Below are 14589 nucleotides of genomic sequence, written 5' to 3'. Positions count from 1 at the left end.
AAGATTACTCAGCCGCCGTAGCTTGGCGCGGCCGACCATCAGCCAGCGCATCGCGGATAACTTCGCGCAGTTCGGATGCCATGACCACCACATTGGGCGATAGAACCATGCTGTCATGGCCCCCCGGCACTTCGATCACCCGAACCTGCGGCGCGTAGCACGTCCAGTCATTATCTGCAAAGACATACTCCCGCTCTGCGCTGACCCAATTGCCACCACTAACCTTGTACTTGCGATCCAGAACCGGACGCAAAAGGGTCATTGACCCGTCCCACTGCGGCGTCTGGTAGTGCGCCACAGCGCGCAAGAAGGCCGCTTCGATCTTGGTGTTGTTAAATTGCGCCGCTTGAGCCTGCTCGGTCTTGCCGACCCGCTTTGTCTTTTCCCAAGCAATGCGGTTCTGCGCCCACTCCAGTAGGTAACGCGGCCCTTTGCTGCGCAATTCGGCCAGCTTGATCAGAGCTTTGTCCAGCTTGCTCAGGCTTGGCCGCACAGGCAAAGGCGTATCAAGCAGCGCCAGCACGGCCACTTCATCGCCCGCCGCGTGCAGCTGGCGCGCCATCTCATAGGCAGTGATGCCACCGCCAGAGAAGCCGGAAAGCAGATAGGGCCCTTGCGCCTGCACCTGCCGGATTTCGGCAATATAGTCTGCAGCCGCTTCTTCCATGGTTTCATGCGGGGCTTTGTCGCCGATCAGGCCGCGCGCCTGCAAACCATATACAGCTCGTTCATTAGAGAATTGTAGCGCCAAATGGCGGAGGTTCAACACGTTGCCAAACATGCCCGCAACCACAAACAGCGGTGCCGCTTTGCTCGGAGTCGCACCGTTGAGCGGCACTAGATGGGCAAATCCCGGTTTGACTGCCTCCGTCTCGGGGCTGTCGGTATTGCCAACTTCACCAGTCTGGGCACTGATGCGCTCAGCAATCAGGGCAATTGTCGGGGCCTCGAACAAGACCGAGATCGGAAATTCCACCCCGAACTCCCGCTTGACGCTAGCAAACAGGCGTACCGCGATCAACGAATGCCCCCCCAGATCGAAAAAGCTGTCCTCTACGCCTACCGGAGAGACCCCCAGCAGCATGGACCACATCTGCGCCAAGGCGGTCTCAATACGGCCCTCCGGCGCGACAAAACCCTCCAGATCGCTACGCTCGAAACTCTGGCCTTTGGGCATCTCGCGCGGCGGCACGTCAGCCTGAGCGATAAGCGCCTGCAACGGTAGCGAAGAAACATAGACCTGCGGCATATCCAGCGCGAGTGCCCGCGCCAATGCCTCTGGCCCTTCCAAAGCTGTGATGCCTTGCGACACCAGATAGGCCAACCGTTCTTCCGCATCGGACTGCGGGCGCGCTTTGGTCTGTGGGGCGTCATCAAAGCTAACTTCAGAGGCCGACAACGGCACGCTATGGGCTGAAAAGCCGCCCTTTAACTGCGTCATGGCAAAATCACGCACCTCAACCAGAACCGCGCCCTCGGCATCGCAGATCGTCACATCGAAACGGACGTCCTCCGCGCTTGAGGAACTCAGGCGGACCCAGCTGTAAATCTCGGACGGCAACGGTGCGTAGACAGAGATTTCGCCATAAGACATCGGCACCCAAAGGTAGGTACCATCATAGCCCGGCGCCAGCGCAATCGCCCAACCGGTTGCAATATCCATCAAACCGGGGTGCAGCAGTTGGCCCGCCACCACGGGCGTCTCCAACGCCAACCGCGCAAAGCCCTCGCCTTCACCCAATTGCCGCGCGCGCAGGACCTGCCATTGCGGACCAAAGCGCAAGTGTGCTTCTTGCAAAGACGGCATATGCGCGCCGCCTGCCTCCTCCACCGTGCCCAAACGGGCCGAGACTGTTTCCAGATCGACTGGGGCGACGGGTGACTGTTCCAAACCGCTAAGCTGCGCTTCGGCATGCATTTGCCAGCCCGCACGGCCATCAAGAATACAATCGCTGCGCAGGGTTGCGGCGTAACCTGCCGCTTGCGGCGCAACCGTGACACGCATATTGCGCGCCATGCCTTCGGGTGCCTCAAACGGGCGCAGGAAATAGAGGTCGCGTAACGCAAAGGGCAGGTTCAGACCCGAAGCGTTCGCGGCTTCAGCCAAAGCCTCTAGCATGCCGGTTCCTGGCATCACTGCGGTGCTGTCCGCCATGCGGTGCTGATCAAGCACCCAATCAGCGTCAGCGCTCAACGTGACCGCAAATCGGGTCTCGTTTTCCAGGACCTCAACAGTGTCGAGCATCGGCAAATCAATGGCGCGAGGGGGCAATGTTTCAACAGGTGTGTGGCCCACAGCTTCGGCTGCCATGCCCACGTCGGCCCAGACGCCCCAGTTGACCGCTGCAACACGGGTCTTGGCCCCTGCTCGCGATTTCGCGAAAGCATTGAGGTAGTCATTGGCTGCAACGTAATCCACCTGCCCCGCCGCGCGCGTGGCGGTCGAGGTTGAGGCGAATAGCACCATGAGATCAACGCTGCCATCAGGCAACAGTTGGTCCAGCACCCGCAGGCCCTGAACCTTCGGTGCCAGAACCGCATCGACCTGAGCTTGGGTCTTACCCAGCAAAGGCGCGTCATCCAGAACACCGGCTGCGTGGATAACACCGTCAATCGGGCCGCGCGCCCGCAGCGCGTCAATCACCTTGCGCATCTGCGCCACGTTGACCACATCGGCGGCGGCCACTTCGACGTTACCGCCCAGCGCTTCGAGCCGCTGCACCGCACGGATGCGCCGCGCGGTGGCATCGCCTGCAGGCGTGCTTTGCAGTAGTTTCGTCCAAGCGTCCCGTCCAGGCAAAGGCGTGCGGCTGAGCAAAACAACATGGGCGTTGTGCTTGACCAGCAAATTAGCGGCGATGGTTTGCCCGATGCCGCCAAATCCACCCGTAATCAGATAGGTGCCGCCGTTTTTGAACGCGGGCGCGTCCTGTTGCGCCAACCGTTGTGGTCGCACCCCTTGAACAAAGCGCCGCGCGCCGCGCAAAGCAACAACCGCGTTGGCGGGCGTGGCCAACAACTCTTCCAGCAAAACACCCGAGATGTCATCGGTGAGCTCTGGTGATGGCGTAAACCACCCCTTTGCGACCGGAGCCTCTGGCAGTTCGACATCCACGGTAGAGACCGTCAATGCAGCAATCTCATGCGGCATCACACCTGCGGGGCCGCTGATCATGGCCTTTTCCGGATAGGGAAGTCCTTCACTGGCAACACGAGCAGCACCGTTTGTGAACACACTCAGGTGGGTCTGCGGCGCGTCCTCACGTTCGGCCAAGGACTGGCCAAGCCACAACAGGCTATAGAACCCCTGCTCCATCATCCGGTCATAGAAACTGCTGCCCGGGCGGTGAGCTTCAGTGCTGGTCACGCCCCAAAAATGCGCAATCCGCGAGGGGATCTGCCCGTTAGACGAAAGGGTCGCAAGCAACGCGTCATAGCCTTCGCGGCCCTGTTCGGGGGCAAGCGTAAAGCCCCCCTCGCCCAATTTGGCAAAGCTGTCGCCGGCCTCTACAACACTCACCTGCGCGCCAGAACTGCGGAGTTGATCGATGACAGGTGCTGCAATTCCGTTCTGATCGGCGAACACCAACCACGTTTCATCCGCTGCGGCGACAAGCGCCGCGTCGAGATTTGCATCAACATCAGCATATTGCGCGCGCCAGTTTGGGACTGCGCCCCATTCCGCCAGATCATCAATTCGTGTCATGGCCGGGGCTGCGATGGCAGCCATCTGTTTGCCCGGCTCAATAAAGTAAGGGCTCCGTTGGAACTGGTAGGTCGGCAGCACCACACGATTGCGCCTCGCCTCACCCCAGATCTGGTCCCAGTCCGCCTCAACGCCGCAAGCCCAAAGCCTACCAATAACGCCCATAAAATAAATGTCATCCGCGATCTCCTGATCGGGATGGCGCAGGGAACTGAGCACTTGGGCCGGCTTCACCGCAGGGCACATCTGCGCCAGAGAAGACAGCGCCTTACCCGGTCCGACCTCAAGGAACACCCGCCCGTCTTGCACGCTCAGCGTCTCAATGCAGTCTGAAAAATGTACGGTACGGCGCAACTGTTCTACCCAATAGTCGGGATCGGTCGCTTGTGCGATGGTGATCTCGATACCTGTCCGATTGGACATGAACGGCATCTTGGGCGCTTGCAGATCAAGGCTGGCCAGAAATGCGCGGTAGTCTGCCAGAATAGGTTCCAACATCCGGCTATGGGCAGCGATGTCGATAGCGATGCGCTGACTCTCAACCTCATCCGCTGCCAACCGCTCTGCCAGCGCCTTAAGCGCCGCATCAGGGCCGGAAACCGCCGTCAACTCAGGCCCGTTAACCGAGGCGATATCAAGATCATCGCCCAGATAGGGTTCGATCGCTTCCAGCGACAAAGGCACGCTGAGCATGCCGCCTGCAGGCACTGTGTCGAACAACCGTCCGCGCAACAGCACCAGATCAATCAAGTTCTCGAAGCTCATCACGCCTGCAAGACAGGCGGCGACGTTCTCGCCCATCGAGTGGCCCACCATGGCCGCAGGCTTCACGCCCCAGCTGATCCACAGCTGCGCCAGCGCATATTCCACAATGGCAATCAGCGGCAACTGAACTGAGGGTTTTTTCAGCGTCTCGGCAGCGGCGGCGCTGTCACCTTCGGGCAGCCAGAGCGCGCGGACGTCATAGTCAAGCTGGGGCGCAAGGTGATCAAGGCCCCAGTCCATCGCTTCGGCAAAGACCGGCTCTGTCTCATACAAGTCACGCGCCATGTCAGGGTATTGCGCACCACCACCGGGAAACATGAACACCACTTCGGGCGAAGTACCCAGAACTTCATGCGAAAACACGCGGCGGGTATCGCCCGCTTCCAGCAGGTCTGCCGCCTCGGCATGGGTTTCGGCCACAACAACGCGGCGCCGCTCAAACCCTCGGCGACCATTCTTCAAGGTATAGGCAACATCGGCAAAATTTTGTTCGGGGTGGGCGCGCAAGTGTTTGGCCAAAGCGGCCGCATTAGCGTCCAGCGCCGCCTTGGAGCGCGCCGAGATGCACAGAACGTGGAACGGGAAATCGCTTTCTTCGGAAGGCGCGCGCACGGGTGCCTCTGCAAGGATCGCATGCGCGTTTGTGCCACCGACGCCCAGCGCATTGATTGCGGCATGACGCGGAGTGGCGCGGCGCGGCCACGCCGTCAGCGCGGCGTTCACAGAAAACGGGCTGCCGTCAAAATCGATGGCAGGATTTGGCGCTTCGTACCCCAACGACGGCGGCATTGCCTCATGGTGCAGCGCCAGCGTGGCCTTGATCAACCCCGCCACCCCCGCAGCCGTGTCCAAATGGCCAATGTTCGTTTTGACCGATCCGATGCGCGCGTAATCCACTTTGTCAGTCTGGGCGCGGTAAGCTTCTGTCAGCGCTGCCACCTCGATCGGGTCGCCCAGATAGGTGCCGGTGCCGTGGCATTCGATCAGCTCGATCTGGTCAGCAGGCACGCCGGAAGCGTCCAGCGCCAGACCAATCGCCGCAGCTTGCCCATCGACTGAGGGTGCAAGATAGCCAGCTTTTGCCGCACCATCGTTATTGATGGCAGAGCCCTTGATGACCGCCCAAATGTGATCCCCATCGGCCTGCGCATCCGACAGCCGCTTAAGCGCGACACAACCTGCGCCAGAGCCAAAAACAGTACCTTGCGCGCGGTGGTCGAAGGCATGGCATTCGCCATCCGGAGACAGGATTTCATTTTCCTTGAACACATAGCCACGGCCCTGTGGCAGCTCAATCGTGACACCGCCCGCCAGTGCCATATTCACCTCACCGGCCCGCAACGCAGCGGCGGCATAGTGAATCGCAACGAGCGAAGTGGAACAGGCCGTTTGCAGGTTGACCGAAGGCCCTTTGAGATCGAATACGTGGCTCACGCGGGTAGACAGGAAGTCTTTGTCGTTGCCCGTATGGCGCAGCAGGAACATGCCCACGTCATCCACCAGATCGGCGTTCGAGCAGATGTTGAAATAGAAATAGCTGCCCATGCCGCAGCCTGCGTAGACGCCGATTGGAGCTGCGACATTTTCAGGCACATGCCCCGCCTGCTCCATCGCCTCCCACGCGACTTCGAGGAATTTGCGGTGCTGGGGATCAAGGATAGCCGCGTCTTTAGGTGAAAAACCGAAAAAGTCGGCGTCAAACGTCTCGAACCCTTTGAGGTCAGCGGCGGCACGCACGTAATTCTTGCGAGCAATGTTTTCAGGTGTTTCGCCAGCGGCAAGCAGTTCTTCTTCGCTCAGCTTGCGGATCGAGGAGATACCATCGCGCAGATTGTCCCAGAATGTGGATACAGTATCAGCGCCCGGCACATTCACTGCCATGCCTACAATAGCGATATCCTCGCCTGCCGGTTTCATCTTGCGGCTGTGCTCAGTCATACGGTCTCACCTTTTGGGCCATTTTCAACTGGGATACACCCCAATAAATTTACTAAAAAACGAACCTAATTTACGGACAATTGCAGCTGCCCCAATGCGTTGGTACAAATTGATATTGTCTATTTGATGGCATTTAGCCATTTTTCAATGCACCCGAAGGGTAGAGTAGCACAGGAAATCCCCGCCGAAAAATAATGATTAATTCCAATTTTGAAACAATCCAAATTAGTCAGGTTGGAGATCGCCGACACTAAGAAATTGCACATTTTCTGACTGGCCTAAAGTAGACTCTGCTGTGTTCGTGTTCGATGGCGCGACATCACGGGTGTACTGCGAAGTGCATGGCGCGGCTTGGCCGCTTGCCTTGAATTAAGTCGCTCTGCATACCCCAGCACCGCCCCCGCCGTGAGCCATGTGAAAGGTGTCAGGGTTGCATTCAACAGCATATCCATCAGCGTGATCCCCAGCACCAATGCCACTGCGCCGAGATAAGGCGAAAGCACCGCGTTATGGTTGCGAATGGCGTATGCCCCGAGCAACAGCAATGGCAATGCAAGCAGGCCGAACTCGGCAATGTAGCCCAACCAGCCGAAGCTCCCGAAAACAAGGATCCAACGACCGTCAGGGATGGTCAGGATCTCACCATCCTCGCTGTCGCGCACAAGGCTCCTGCCCCAACCACTCCAACCAAAGGCGGGCTTTTCGGCAGCTCGTACCAGCAGTTGGGTCTCGTTGTTGAACCGGTAACCAAGCGATTGCGCACGATTGGGATTGAACTCCGCCACCTTTGCGACAATCGCATCGGTGGGAATGGCGCCAATATTGCGCAACATCGGATAAGTGACCGCCACCAGCGCAAAAACAACTGACAGCCAAATCAACCAGCGACGCGGCGCGAAATAGACAAACGGCACCAAAAGCAGCCCGTAGACAATAGAGGCCGCACTTTTGCAGGCGATGAGAAAAAGGACCAGGTAGACCGTCCAAAGGACCCCTTTCCACCGTCCTGCATTCGATTTAGTGCGCGCCAGTGCCGCTGCCGCCATCGCGGCAGTGCACACAAAAATAGCGAGCCACAGGCCGTGCGGCAGGAAAACGATAGGACGGTAGCCGCCCGCACGCATGGTCTGTTCAAAACTGTGCTGGAAGAACCCGTAGACCCAGACGTTCATCTGCGGCGACAAGCGGATTTCGATCAACGACGGCACCGAATAGGCGATGGCCCCAACCATCAACGCCAACAAAATTTCCCGCAAGCCGTTGTCAGAACTCAGAAACTGTCGCGCCACCAGAAATGGCACAATCGTCAACACCTGACCAATCAGGACAGAACCGATGTCGCGGATCGACTGGCCTGGCAAGGCATCCACCAGAAACAGGATCGGGTCTGCGTCGCTCAACACTTCGAAAAGGATCGGCTCGCTGTTGGTCAACACTGTCGGGATAGCCCCGAAAATAAACAATGCAATCAGAATACGTGCCAATCGCCCCTCGGGCAGCAGACGCACCTTATACTTCGGCGCGAAGATCAGAATGGCCAGAACACTCAAATTCGGTATCGAGACCTTGTCCATTGCAGGGACCAGCGGCAGGTTGAATTCTGCTAACGGAGGTAACAACAGATAGCCGCCAAGGATCGACCAGATGATCGCACGCTCAACCTTTTGCGTGCGGAACAGCACAAGGCAGACCGCAGGCCAGATGAGCAGCATTAAATATGCAATTGCGTTGGGCATCATGCTCCTTGGCGCGGGACGTGTGGATATGGGGGTTGCAAATACACGCTAGGCAGGTCCATGTCATCACGCTAGTTTACGAAAGCAATATCTCACCCACGGCCTCCAGAGCTGATAAACCACTGGGAAGGAACGACATTTTGATGCCACCTAAAACCCGAAGCCGCACAAATCTGTGGCAGCCCTGCACAGGTGCGCCATGAAATTTAGCGCCGGCCGTTCTGTTGTTGAGGTCAATATCCCCACCCGCCCTGCATTGTTTCAGGCCATACGCGCAAAATTTGCTGCCGGTGACGGATTCGCGCTGGCCACGCTCAATCTGGATCACCTGACCAAGCTGCCAATCGATGCCGCCTTTGCCAAAGCTTACCGCGCGCAGGATCTCGTTGTTGCTGACGGGCGTCCGGTGGTCTGGCTATCGCAGTTGGCGCAACAACCGGTGGAACTGATGCCGGGGTCCGATCTGGTGATCCCGCTCAGCACGCTTGCCGCCGAAATGCAGATGCCCGTAGCGCTGGTTGGCAGCTCTGATGCAGCTCTGGCGGGCGCCAAGGCCGCACTGGAGGAGCGTGTCCCCGGCCTGAACATCGTCAAAACGCATGCGCCAGCCTACGGGTTTGACCCTTCGGGCACTGCAGCAGCCGAGATTTGCGATATGCTCAATTCCTCTGGTGCGCGGCTGTGTTTCATCGCTCTTGGCGCACCCAAGCAGGAGCTTTTCGCTGCCTTCGCGCGCGGCCGTGCGCCTGCGGTGGGGTTTGCGTCATTCGGCGCCGGGCTAGATTTCTTGTCTGGTCATCAGGTACGCGCGCCCAAAATCATGCGTGCGCTGGCCCTCGAATGGCTTTGGCGTGCGCTTCAAAGCCCGCGCAGAATGATGCCGCGCTATGCTAAATGCTTTGCAATCCTTCCAGGCTTGGCGCTGGATGCTTGGCGGCAAAGATAACTACTTGTATTCAATCAGCCGCTTTTGCCCGCCAACAAAGCGGCGCCAATAATAGCCCAGCGCGCCCTGCGCTTCGGCGAACTTGCCCAAAACGCTGAGGTCAGCCCATCAAGCCGTGACAGGCGCAAGACCTGCGTGAGATAGACAAGTGCCGCCACCAAGCCCAACGGGCCCGCAATCGCGGCAAGCAATATGACAACGAGTGGCCCTACAACTCCCCAAAGTAGCGCGCGGCGCGTTTCTTTGACCCAGTGGCGTTCAGGCGGGGCGCCGTGCAGGGCCGCCCCTTCGGCAAAGGCATGCCCTGCCCGTTTGCTCCGCTTCCACCACTGGCCCAACCGCGTGATCTGCGCATCATCGGCTGTCATCTCTGCGTCTAGCCGCCAAATTTGCCAGCCAGCGTGCCGCAGACGCACACATAGCTCTGGCTCCTCCCCTGCGATCAGATCATCGCGGTAACCAGCCACGGCCCGCAACGCTGCGACGCGCATCAACGCGTCGCCGCCGCAGGCCTTGGCCTCTCCCACTGGTGTGCCCCATTCCGCGTCAATCAACGCGTTATAGACGGAGACAGCCGGATACATTTTCCGCCGGCGCCCGCAGACGACTGCCACCTGCGGATGGTCGGCCAAGAAGCCCTCGGCGCGGGAAACCCAACCATCCTGAACAACGCAATCCCCGTCCAGAAATTGCACAAGCGCGGTGTCCTGAGATAAGGCCGCCAGCCCCACATTCCGCGCCCGCGCGGCTGTGAAAGGTTGGGTCATATCGAGGCGCACCGCGCGCCTGCGCCGCCACCACCGATCCGTCGGTTGAGCCGCTATCGACATAGATGACCGGAGACACGCAATGCAGTGCATCAAGACAGGCGATCAGCCGTGCGCCCTCGTTGCGGCCAATAACAATCGCGGCAATGCTCATGGGGCAGGCTCCGTCGATAGGACGTATAAGTCCCCGTCGCGGCTGTAGGTCATCGTCAAGCGATGCTTGGTCATTCTTGCGGTTTTACGCCAGCACTGCGCGCCGGTCCACTACTCGGCGCGGGCACGGTGCTCTTTCCAACGCAGATAGGCATTTGCGCCCCATGCAGCAAAGGGCTGAGGCGGTAGCTTACGCAGCGCAGGCTCTGCAGAGAAATAGGCCGTGATGTCCGAGCGGTGGCCCAAAGCCGCTTCTGCCGCCGCGATACCAGTAAGCGTGCCGCGCGCAGTGCCAAGGCCATTTTGCACAGCAGCCGCGTAAACGCCTTGATCGATCTCACCCGTCACGGCGACGCCATTTAGGCTGAGGCAAAGGTGTCCAGCCCATTCATACTGCATCGCCATACCGGCAAGTTGGGGAAAGCGTGCATCAAACTTCGATCGCTGCACCGCGCTGGCCCGCGCGACGTCACTGGCTGAGACCTGCATGTCAGGGCGAAGCGTCGCACAGGTACGAATGATGATCCGGTGACCGCCCTGCGCCGTATCAATCCGCCGCACGGTAGTGCCCATCGGGTCCGAAGGCGTAATTCCCCAGCGCGATGCGCCACCAAGAAGGCGCAGTTGCGCGGCATCCAGTTCAGGCGTCATAGATGCGTAGAGGAACAGCTGCATCAGCCGCCCCTTGGCGATGCCAAAGCTTTCCAGATGACCGTTCGTGGCAAGGATAATGCGCGGCGCGGTGATTTGCCCTTTGGCCGTTTGCAGCTGCCATGTATCGCCTTCTCTGGCAAAACTGGTGACCGCACTTTGGGTAAATAACTGCACGCCAGCCTGCGCCAGCCCCGCAGCCAGCCCGCGAATATAACCCGCAGGCTGCAACATAAGCGTGCCCGGCGTATAAAGACCGGACAGGTAGTGGTGGCTGCCGGTCAGCGCGTGCATGGCCTTGGCATCCAGATGCTCTGACGTTTCACCCAATTGCGCCAGATGCGCGGCATAGCTGCGATTACGCGCGTCAGCGGTGGGGGATGCCGCCCCGTTCACCTTACCCGCTGGATCAACATACGCAGGATTGATCCCGTACTCCTGCGCTGCTGAGCGTGCAAATTGGATGGCCTGACGGTTCAACGCGATCAGCGCAGCCTCGTCTCCGCCGCCTGCGTAGTTTTCCGAGGAAAGATCATGCGGCAGGTCAATCATGAAACCGGAATTCCGCCCCGCCGAACCCTCGGCAATATCGAGCGCATCCAGAACGCTGATCCTTAGCGCAGGATCAAGCTGGCGCAGGCGACGCGCTGCGGACAAACCCGCAAAGCCTGCACCGACAATGACCACATCTGCGGCTTGCGCCCCTTCAAGCGAGGGATAAGCCGCACCCTGCAACAGAATCTCGGCCCATGCAGCGGGTGAGGCAAAGCGTGGCGTGCGCTTGGCAGTGTAGCGCATAGCCTTAGTCCACCGCCTCGTCGGCATCGTCGCTCAGGTCTAGCCAGATGGTTTTGAGCTGGGTGTACTGGTCATGGGCGTGTATCCCGTTGTCACGCCCGCCAAAACCGGATTGCTTGTAGCCGCCGAACGGCGTGCTGATATCCCCTTCACCGTAGCTATTCACCGTCACCGTCCCTGCACGCAGCATCCGTGCCCCGCGCAACGCACGCTTGGCATTGGCGGTGAACAAACTGGCGCACAGGCCATATTCGGTATCGTTGGCCACGGTTATGGCCTCGTCGAATGACGATACCTCAATCACACTCAGCACGGGGCCGAAGATTTCCTCCCGCGCCATGCGGTGGGCGTTTGAGGGCAACTCAATCATTGTCGCCTCAATAAAGGCGCCGTCTTTTGTGCCGCCGCCAACGCGCGCAGCAGGCGCATCCGCGAGATAGCCCGCGACCTTGTCGAAATGCGCCTTGGAGACCATCGCCCCCAATCGCGTCTCGGGGTTCAGTGGATCGCCCAAAGGCCATTCGCGCATATGCGCCTCGATCCGGTCCAGCAGTGCCGCCTTCACGTCACGGTGCACGATCAGACGGGAGATGGCAGAACAGTTCTCGCCCATGTTCCACAGCCCGCCATTCGCGACATGGGCCGCAACCCGGTCGAGGTTTTCTGCATCCTCCATGACGATGCAGGGGTTCTTGCCGCCCATCTCAAGCACGACCTCTTTGACGTTGCTCTCTCCGGCATAGCTGAGGAACCGCTTGCCGGTGGCTGTCGAGCCGGTGAAGCTAACCATGTCGACGTCCATGTGACGGCCCAGTGGCTCGCCCACCTCTGGCCCCGAGCCAGGAACGACATTCAGCACCCCGCGTGGCACGCCCGCCTCATGGGCCAGTTCAGCCACCCGCAACGCGGTCAGCGATGTCTCTTCCGCAGGTTTGACAACAACCGAACAGCCAGCGGCCAAGGCTGGTCCGATCTTCCATGCAAGCATCAGCAACGGGAAGTTCCACGGCAGCACCAGTCCCACCACGCCGATCGGTTCACGTACCACCATCGCGATGTGATCATCTGAAGCCGGAGCAACCTGATTGTACATCTTATCAATGGCTTCCGCGTGCCACTTGATGCAATGGATCATCTCTGGAATGTCCACCGCCTCACAGTCGTAGATGGTCTTGCCGCTGTCGAGGCTCTCCATCACGGCCAGTTCGCGCGCATTGCGTGTGAGCATCTTCGCAAAGCGGACGAGCACATCCTTACGCGCCGAAGGGTGCATCCGCGACCAGCGACCACCCTCAAATGCCTCACGCGCCTTGGATACCGCGAAATCCACGTCTTCCGCTCCGCAGGCCGCTACTTGCGCCAGCTCGGCTCCGGTGGCGGGGTTTAGCGTGGCAAAGGTTTCGCCCGACGCTGCGGGGCGATAACCGCCGTCTACAAAGGCTTGGGTGGCGAATGTCATCCCAGCAGCCAAGGCGCCGTATTCTTCCCGAGTGAGCAGTCCCATTATGCTTTCTCCTTCACAATTGCGGCTACGGTGGTTTTGAGCACGCGCACGACCTGCTCTAATTCTCGTTTGTCATCTTTGTTCAGCGGTTTGAGTGGCGGCATCATGCCCCCTGTATCAATGCCATCCATGGTCACGCCGTGCTTGACGCAAGCGACGAATTTGCCGCCCTGCTCCAACACCCGCATGAGCGGCATCATCGCAGACATGATCCGACGGCCCTTGTCGAAGTTACCCTCAACAGCGCAAGCCTGATAAAGTGCGACATGCTCCTCGGGTAAAAAATTGCTGCCAGCACAAACCCATGATCGCGCGCCCCACGCGAAGAATTCCAGCGCCTGATCGTCCATACCGCATGACATCTGGATATGTGGATAGTCCCGCGCCAACAGGTGCACACGGTTGATATCGCCCGAGCTTTCCTTGATCGCGCAGATATTGCGCGAACGGCCCACACGGTCGAGGAACTCCTCCCCCATGTTCACGCCCATCCGGCCGGGATAGTTATATAGCATCACCGGCAGGTTCGCTGCACGGTCGACCGCCAGCGCGTTGAGCGCGTTTTCACGCTCCGTCGGGACCGCATAGGGCGGTGTACCTAATAGAATAGCATCTGCTCCGATCTCCCGCGCTCCGGTAGCAAGGGCGATGCTGTCGGGTGTGCGCATGGTGCCAGTGCCCACGATCAACGGCAGACGCCCATTCAACCGTTGCTTGGTAAAATCAGCCAAGCCAAGACGCTCTTCAACCGTTTGAGCGTAATTTTCACCCGTCGATCCGCCGGAGATCAAACCATGCACCCCCGCCGCGACCAGATGTTCGATTTGGTCGGCCAATGCGTCCATGTTAAAACCGCCATCGGGTAACAACGGCGTGACAAGCGGGGTGTAAATCCCCTCGAATTTGAAGATCGGTGTCATAAGCTCCTCACAGACGGAATGGGTTCGCCAAGACGCTGGGACAGCGGGTCTGGCATCACGAATTGGGCAATGCGGTGACGCGATAGCGCCCAGTGATCCTCAGCCAGCGCCGCTGCCGAATCCGCATCGCCCGCCTCGATTGCTGCGATCATGGCGTCATGCTGGTCCGCCGCCTGATTGGGCTCTTCATGCTGATCATCCCCGTAGAAGGTCATGGAGATACGGGCGTGATCAATCAGCAGCCGGTTAAAGCTGGGCCGCAAGTAGATGTTTGCCGCCATGTCGCCCGTCATGGCATGAAAGCGGTTGTTGGCCAATGCGCGCGCCGCCACATCTCCGCCGGCGAGTGCTGCGCGAAACGCTTGCTGGGCCAGCTTCAGCTCGGATATTTGGGAGGGTTGCGCATGTGTCGCAGCAAGGCGCAACACAGCGCCATAGATCATGGGCGCAGCGAGGAAAAAATCACGCAGTGTGGTGTGACCCAATTCGGACACGCGCGCGCCACGGTTCGGCGTCAGTTCGACATAGCCTTCCCCCGCCAGTTCGCGCAACGCTTCGCGCAGCGGCGTGCGAGAAAGGCCAAACTCCTCTGACAGCATCACCTCATCCAGATCAGCCCCTGGCGGCACGGCCTGCGTCAGGACACGCGCACGCAGAGCGCCAAGGAACGTCGCTTTTCGGGTTCGGGCTGTGTCAACCATGGAT

Annotated in this window: 7 protein-coding genes and 1 pseudogene; 1 reads left to right on the top strand and 7 read right to left on the bottom strand. The window is 59.5% G+C overall.

Annotation, left to right across the window (positions count from 1 at the left end; translation table 11 throughout):
* Positions 1-4 precede the first annotated feature (4 nt).
* Together V7730_RS11665 and V7730_RS11660 are read right to left on the bottom strand one after the other, a co-directional pair.
* Positions 5-6409, bottom strand: a complete 6405-nt coding sequence (locus tag V7730_RS11665) for a type I polyketide synthase (RefSeq protein ID WP_335747764.1) — start codon at positions 6407-6409, stop codon at positions 5-7.
* A 278-nt stretch (positions 6410-6687) separates the two neighbouring features.
* Complete coding sequence (locus V7730_RS11660; RefSeq protein WP_335747763.1) at positions 6688-8148, bottom strand: hypothetical protein; 1461 nt, start codon at positions 8146-8148, stop codon at positions 6688-6690.
* Positions 8149-8344: 196 nt separating this feature from the next.
* Here V7730_RS11660 and V7730_RS11655 point away from each other — a divergent pair, with 196 nt between their 5' ends.
* On the top strand, positions 8345-9091 hold the full coding sequence (locus V7730_RS11655; protein WP_335747762.1) for a WecB/TagA/CpsF family glycosyltransferase: 747 nt from the start codon (positions 8345-8347) through the stop codon (positions 9089-9091).
* On the opposite strand, the pseudogene V7730_RS11650 reads toward V7730_RS11655, so the two are convergent.
* The 5 genes and pseudogenes from V7730_RS11650 to V7730_RS11630 form a co-directional block, all read right to left on the bottom strand.
* Positions 9092-10012: pseudogene (locus V7730_RS11650) on the bottom strand (glycosyltransferase). It lies immediately after the preceding gene.
* 110 nt (positions 10013-10122) lie between these two features.
* Complete coding sequence (locus tag V7730_RS11645) at positions 10123-11460, bottom strand: NAD(P)/FAD-dependent oxidoreductase (protein ID WP_335747761.1); 1338 nt, start codon at positions 11458-11460, stop codon at positions 10123-10125.
* A gap of 4 nt (positions 11461-11464) precedes the next feature.
* Positions 11465-12964: an aldehyde dehydrogenase gene (locus V7730_RS11640; protein ID WP_335747760.1), complete on the bottom strand. Its 1500-nt coding sequence runs from the start codon at positions 12962-12964 to the stop codon at positions 11465-11467.
* Complete coding sequence (locus V7730_RS11635) at positions 12964-13884, bottom strand: dihydrodipicolinate synthase family protein (protein WP_335747759.1); 921 nt, start codon at positions 13882-13884, stop codon at positions 12964-12966. Before V7730_RS11635 ends, V7730_RS11640 begins: the two co-directional genes overlap by 1 nt.
* Positions 13881-14585, bottom strand: coding sequence for a GntR family transcriptional regulator (locus V7730_RS11630; RefSeq protein ID WP_335747758.1), 705 nt, complete (start codon positions 14583-14585; stop codon positions 13881-13883). The genes V7730_RS11635 and V7730_RS11630 overlap by 4 nt, the downstream gene beginning before the upstream one ends.
* Between the last annotated feature and the right edge of the window lie 4 nt (positions 14586-14589).

The organism is Sulfitobacter sp. (assembly GCF_036961165.1).
Lineage (GTDB): Bacteria > Pseudomonadota > Alphaproteobacteria > Rhodobacterales > Rhodobacteraceae > Sulfitobacter.
This window is presented reverse-complemented; position numbering and strand designations above follow the sequence as displayed.

What these genes read in the sequence shown, in the direction of transcription:
- V7730_RS11630 (WP_335747758.1), bottom strand. Translation starts at nt 14,585, where the DNA reads ATGGTTGACACAGCCCGAACCCGAAAAGCGACGTTCCTTGGCGCTCTG.
- V7730_RS11635 (WP_335747759.1), bottom strand. Translation starts at nt 13,884, where the DNA reads ATGACACCGATCTTCAAATTCGAGGGGATTTACACCCCGCTTGTCACG.
- V7730_RS11665 (WP_335747764.1), bottom strand. Translation starts at nt 6,409, where the DNA reads ATGACTGAGCACAGCCGCAAGATGAAACCGGCAGGCGAGGATATCGCT.
- V7730_RS11640 (WP_335747760.1), bottom strand. Translation starts at nt 12,964, where the DNA reads ATGGGACTGCTCACTCGGGAAGAATACGGCGCCTTGGCTGCTGGGATG.
- V7730_RS11645 (WP_335747761.1), bottom strand. Translation starts at nt 11,460, where the DNA reads ATGCGCTACACTGCCAAGCGCACGCCACGCTTTGCCTCACCCGCTGCA.
- V7730_RS11655 (WP_335747762.1), top strand. Translation starts at nt 8,345, where the DNA reads ATGAAATTTAGCGCCGGCCGTTCTGTTGTTGAGGTCAATATCCCCACC.
- V7730_RS11660 (WP_335747763.1), bottom strand. Translation starts at nt 8,148, where the DNA reads ATGATGCCCAACGCAATTGCATATTTAATGCTGCTCATCTGGCCTGCG.